Below are 5,467 nucleotides of genomic sequence, written 5' to 3' on the forward strand. Positions count from 1 at the left end.
GTGGAACGCCGTGCGATAGGAGTACGGGGTGGTGCCCGCCACCTTGCGGAACCGCTCCCGGAACGCGGTCGGGGAGCCGAACCCCGTCTGGCGCGCGATCCGTTCGACGGAGTGGTCGGAGTTCTCCAGCAGGTACTGGGCGCGCCGCACCCGCGCCCGCAGCAGCCACTGCAGCGGTGTGGTGCCGGTCTGCTCGCGGAAGCGGCGGCTGAAGGTCCGCTCGCTCATCCCCGCCCGCGCCGCCAGCGTGCCCAGCGTCACCTCGTGCGCCAGGTTGTCCTCGATCCACTCCAGGAGCGGCTCGAGCTCCGAACCCCGGGGCACGGGCGGATGCTCGTGCACGATGAACTGGGCCTGTCCGCCCTCCCGTTCCAGCGGCATGACCGACATCCGGGCGATGCTCGCGGCGACGGCGGATCCCCAGTCGCGCCGGATCATGTGCAGGCACAGATCCAGCGCGGCGGCCGCACCGGCCGAGGTGAGGATCTGCCCGTTGTCGACGTACAGCACGTCCGGTTCCACCTCGACCCGCGGGAAGCGCCGGGCCAGTTCGCCGGCGGCCACCCAGTGCGTGGTGGCACGCAGCCCGTCCAGCAGCCCGGCCTCCGCCAGCACGAAGGCGCCGACGCACACCGACGCGATACGGGTCCCGGCCTCGGCCGCCTCCCGCAGGGCCGCCAGCACCCGGGCGGACGGCGGCGCGGCGTCGGGGGAGCAGCCCGGCACGATGATGGTGTCCGCCTCCGCCAGCGCCTCCAGCCCCCGCTCGACCCGCAGGGTGAAGCCGCCGTCCGCGCGCACCTCGGGTGTCTCGGCGCACAGCCGGACCCGGTAGGCGGGCCGTCCGTCCGGCATGTGGGTCCAGGCGAACGTCTGCTGGGGCGCCGCCATGTCGAACGGCACCACGTGATCGAGAACCAGGATGGCCACGGAGTGCATGACCGCCCCCCTAGACGCCTTCCCGCCAGCCCCGTGGTATGGGCGTCACGGCAACCGAGGGTGGGGAAGAGCAGGTCGGAGGAGGTGGCGGGAATCCGTTGGAAGCTGTCGTTCCAGCCCATGGGTGATCACGCCGGGGCGTCCTAGCGTGGGCGCCGTCGACCGCAATCACGGAGAGAGCCCCGGTGACCAAGATCCTGCTGTCCCTCCACGTCCTGGCCGCCGTCATCGCCATCGGTCCCGTGACCGTCGCGGCCAGCATGTTCCCGCCCGCAGCGCGACGGGCGGCCTCTGGTCCGACGGGGACGGGGGCGGTCGCGCTGCTGCACCGCATCTGCCGTGTGTACGCCGGTGCGGGGCTGACCGTCCCGCTCCTCGGGTTCGCCACCGCCGCCGCGATGGGCGTCCTCGGCAGCGGATGGCTCGTCACCTCCATCGCCCTGACCGCCGCGGCCGCCGGCATCCTGATCGCCTTCGTCCTGCCCCGCCAGGAGGAACTCCTCGGCCAACTGAAGGACGAGCGGGCCGTCGACCGGCGGAGCACCGCCCGGCTGGCCATGTTCACCGGCATCTTCAATCTGCTGTGGGCCACGGTCACCGTCCTGATGATCGTCCGGCCGGGTTCCACCACGGGAGCCTGAGGAGGGACCCCTGGCCTGTCACGGATGTCCGGTCTGCGTCAAGTCATCCCAAGGAATTCACACTCCGGGACACCGCGCCGCCTACACTCGCAGTCTCGCCCCCGCACGGGGCCCACGAGCAGAAAGGCACGTTGACGGGTGTTCCAGGATTCCCCCATCTACGACCGACTCATCGCGGAGCGCGGCGACGTACCCGCACAGGTGCGCCGCGAGGCCGAACGTGTGAGCAGGGAACTGGAGCTGGTCATGCGGCCCTCGCAGTCCCTCGGCTACGACCGCCCGCACTCCCCGGGAGCGGGATGGCAGCGCGCGGGCATGCTCCCCGGCCCGCGGCCGCAGTGAACCGGCGGCGGGCCCGGGCCCGGCTGGTGCCGGGCCCGGTACTCAACGAACCGTCGTGTTCGAGCCGTTGACAGGGGACGGCTGGACCGGAACGGGCCGGGCCAGCCATTCGGCGATGGCCCGGGCGATCGGCTGACCCGTCTCCACCTCGACGAACCCGAACTGCCCCGACTGGTTGCACTCCAGGAACCACCAGGTCCCGTCGGCGTCCTCCACGAAGTCAAAAGCCCCGTAAGCCAGTTCGGCCTCACGCAGATACTTCTGGACACCCGGCGCGATGCAGGACGGCACATCGACGGGGAGCCATGGCGAGCCGGGCGCGGCGAACCGCACGTCGACCTCGTCGGGGTCCGCGTCCTCGGCGGTCGCCTTGCGGGCGGCCAGCATCCGTTCGCCCACGACGGTGAGCCGGATGTCCGCCCGCTTGGTGATCCGCCGCTGCAACAGCGTCGGCCCGAACGCGACCGCGGAGAAGTCCGTGTCCGGCGCGACCCGGCTGGTCGGCACGGCCCGGGGCGGGTCCTGCGGATGGGCGCCCGACACCGGCTTGACGACCAGCTCCGGGTAGCGCTCCGCGAACTCGCGGGCGGCGCGCGGGAAGGTCGTGATCAGCGTCGCGGGCACCGGCAGGCCACATCTCTGGGCCAGACGCAGCTGCCACGGCTTGTGCCGGGCCCGGCGCGCCGCGTCCGGGTGGTTCATCCAGCGCGCGTCCGAGCCCCGCAGCATGCCGTAGAGCGCCTGGGCGGCCTCCTCGGTCAGCCACGCGGACGGCTGGGCCGCGCGCGCGGCCGGCATCCCGGGACGGCGCACCCACACGGACCGGAGCCCCCCGATGCTCACCAACCGCCCCCCGGCGGACAGATGACCGCGGAACCGGCCGTGCACGTACTCCCCCGACAGCGCGACACCACCGGTCAGGTCCGCGGGATCGACCCGGACCACCGGAACCCCGGTCGCGTTCAGATGCACGACCACCATGTCCGCGGTCACGTCCTCCTCACAGGTGAGGATCAGTACGGTCATCTTCGGCGGCCCGTGGTCAGTCGTCGAAATGCGTCTTGGAGCCGGCGGTGGACGTCGTGGTGCCGAACTCTCTCAACAGGGCGAAGTCGGAGGCCGCCACCCGGCCGTCGCGGAGCACGTTCAACTGCAGTCCGGCGTCGTACACGTACGGAATGGCAGCTTCCAACTCCACTGCCGGGCGCGCGTAGTTGAGCGCGAACGGTTGCATCGTCTCTCCCTCGTCGGTACTGCGCCGATCAGGCGGTGGTCCGGGGGCGCGGACGCCCGCTCCGCCGACCTTTTTCGGCTTCCAGAGACTTATACGAATCGAACGGGTGGTTGGTTTCCTTACTTTCCGTAGTCATCGGGCCGGTTGCTGGTCCGGCCGGTGTGTCGTACTGCGCTCCCGTTCGCCGAGGGAGCCGCGGACAGTGCGCAGAGCGAGCAGCAGGACGCCGATGTCGTCCAGGTACACCGGGTCGGGCACCAGGTCGGTGGGCAGCACCAGATAGAGCACCGCGCCCCAGAAGACCCAGCGCGGGCCCGTGGGCAGTCCCGCGCGCCGCAGATCGCGCCGGGTCCTGACCAGCCGTACGAGGACGACGACGGCGAAGACGAGGACGACGGCCGCGAGAACCGCGGCCAGGGTGATCACCTTTGTGGTCGTATCCACGGGTTGCCCTCCTCCTGGCATGCCGCGACACGGGGTGTCCCTAGCTGGATTCCCGTTTCCGGCGGCTGTATTGCGGCCGGAGCCCGACATGTCGGCGAGTCGGCGGATTTCCCGTGCGGGTGGTCATCCCGGTGGCTCACCCGAGTGGCACGGGGTGACGGAGACGCCTAGTAATGGTCAGCGTAACGTCGCTCGTCACACGACGGGGGGCGCAGGAGCGGCCGCACTCTTCCCATGGAGGCGAGTATGACCACCTGCTCTTCATCACCCCGCTCGAACGAACCTGCCATACCCAACGAGCCGAACGGGTCCGCCCAGCCGTCCGCCGAGACAACCGCCGCCACCGGCACGCACCAGGTGGAGCAGACGAGCACGCAGCCCGCCGCCGGTTCCCACCAGGCCTCCCGGGCGGCCGCCGAGTCCGTCGCCCTCGGCTCCCACCCGGCTTCCGGGGCGGGAACGCAGCCCGTGGCCCGCGAGCCGGACCGGACGGACCCGGCCGCCGCGCGGCCCGTTGCTCCCGACGCGGATGAGGCCGGGGCGTCCCCCGCGCAGCCCGTGCCGCCCGTCGAGGACTGGCTCGATCCCGCGGAGGCGCGGCCCAGCGCTCCCGTCCTGGACCGGACGGATCCCGTGGAGGAGCCCGCCCGGCCCGCCCCCTCGGGCACAGCCGGACCGGACGGCGCCGATCCGCCCGCCGGGCCCGGGCCGGGCGACGCCGACCAGCCCGGTGCGCGGCCGTTCGTCATCCGGTCGCTCGACGACAATCCGGTGGAACTCCGGCCCGGCACCGGTCCGGCCTCCGGCGCACCGTACGGCGACGCCGTCAGCGACCTGGTGCACGCGGCCGTCGCGGACCGGCCGCTGGAGGAGGTCGTCGACCTCATCGTTTCGCTGGAGGAGTCGCCCGACCACACGCAGGCGAGGGTCGACGCGCTCCGCACCGCCGGGGTGAGCCGGTCCGTGGAGGACGTGTCCCGGCTGATCGCCCTGCTGACGAAGCCCCCGCGCGACGCCGAGTGCGCGGACGAGGCGATCCGGGCCGCGGCCGCCCACCGGCCGGTGGAGGAAGTGACCCGCCTGGTGACCCTGCTTCACAAGGAGCCGCAGGAGCCCCACGTCCGCGAGGAGGCACTCCGCGCGGCCGCCACCGGCCGGTCCGTCGGGGAGCTGGTCGAGCTCATCGACCGCCTCGGCCTGGAACGGCTGGACCACGGCGCTCGCCCGCAGGGGACTTCGCAGGCCGAGGGCGAGACCGGCGAGCCCGGGACGCCCGGCCGTCAGGGCAAGCGCGGCACGGCACACCCGGGCCCGGCCCGTGAGACCCACCGCACCCTCGACGGCTCACCGGCCGACGACGAGCGGGTGTCGGACCGGTACGCCCGGTACGTGTCCTGGTCGGGCTGGTTCGCCGCCCTGGCCCTCGCCGTGTGCGCGGTGGTCCACTTCCCGCTGCAGCGCGGCGACGCGTCCCTGCGTCTGCACGCGGTCGCCCTCGGTCTGTCGGTGCTGTGCACGGTGCTGGCGCTGCTGCTGGCGCTGCGTCCCGTCGCCCTGGTACTGGCCGGGGCTGTGCTGGTGCCCACCGTGCTGGCCGGGGCCCAGGCCTACGGCAGTTCGTTCCCGTCGGCGTCCCTGTCCCGGGCCGTCGACCTGGCGCTCGCCCCGCCGTGGCTGGCCGCCGCTGTCGCCGGCTGCGCGGCACTGCTGGCCCTCGTCGCGCTGGTCTTCCGGGTGCTGGCGCCCATCGCCGCCAGGCAGTGGACGGCCGCGCCGGCGTCCGAGGCACCCGGCGTGGCGGAGTGAGGCCCGGGGCGTTCCCGACCGATCTCCCTGGAACCGCTCACCGGGCCCGGTGAGCGGTTCC

7 protein-coding genes are annotated in these 5,467 nt (G+C 72.9%); 3 read left to right on the top strand and 4 right to left on the bottom strand.

The annotated features are described in order from the left end of the window. Positions 1-939 (bottom strand): GlxA family transcriptional regulator (locus ACFU3E_RS38115; RefSeq protein ID WP_384169332.1); only part of this gene is annotated, 939 nt, incomplete at its 3' end. Between the two features lie 185 nt (positions 940-1,124). Between ACFU3E_RS38115 and ACFU3E_RS38120 the strand changes: the two genes are divergently transcribed. After that, positions 1,125-1,580, top strand: coding sequence for a hypothetical protein (locus ACFU3E_RS38120; RefSeq protein WP_384169335.1), 456 nt, complete (start codon positions 1,125-1,127; stop codon positions 1,578-1,580). 138 nt (positions 1,581-1,718) lie between these two features. Beyond that, positions 1,719-1,922 (top strand): hypothetical protein, encoded by a 204-nt coding sequence (locus ACFU3E_RS38125; protein WP_031111422.1) that lies wholly within the window; start codon positions 1,719-1,721, stop codon positions 1,920-1,922. 42 nt (positions 1,923-1,964) lie between these two features. Here ACFU3E_RS38125 and tgmB read toward each other — a convergent pair whose 3' ends face one another. From tgmB to ACFU3E_RS38140, 3 genes are all read right to left on the bottom strand, one after another. Then, complete coding sequence (gene tgmB, locus ACFU3E_RS38130; protein WP_384169338.1) at positions 1,965-2,948, bottom strand: ATP-grasp ribosomal peptide maturase; 984 nt, start codon at positions 2,946-2,948, stop codon at positions 1,965-1,967. A 16-nt stretch (positions 2,949-2,964) separates the two neighbouring features. Continuing rightward, positions 2,965-3,156 (bottom strand): putative ATP-grasp-modified RiPP, encoded by a 192-nt coding sequence (gene tgmA / locus ACFU3E_RS38135; protein ID WP_033312495.1) that lies wholly within the window; start codon positions 3,154-3,156, stop codon positions 2,965-2,967. A gap of 132 nt (positions 3,157-3,288) precedes the next feature. After that, entirely contained in the window at positions 3,289-3,600 is a 312-nt protein-coding gene (locus ACFU3E_RS38140; RefSeq protein WP_384169341.1) for a YkvA family protein, read from the bottom strand. A gap of 246 nt (positions 3,601-3,846) precedes the next feature. On the opposite strand from ACFU3E_RS38140, the gene ACFU3E_RS38145 reads away from it, so the two are divergent. Then, the gene (locus tag ACFU3E_RS38145) at positions 3,847-5,406 is read left to right on the top strand and encodes a hypothetical protein (protein WP_384169344.1); all 1,560 of its coding nucleotides are present in this window, start codon (positions 3,847-3,849) and stop codon (positions 5,404-5,406) included. Positions 5,407-5,467: the final 61 nt, after the last annotated feature.

The organism is Streptomyces sp. NPDC057424 (assembly GCF_042803315.1).
Classification (GTDB): domain Bacteria; phylum Actinomycetota; class Actinomycetes; order Streptomycetales; family Streptomycetaceae; genus Streptomyces.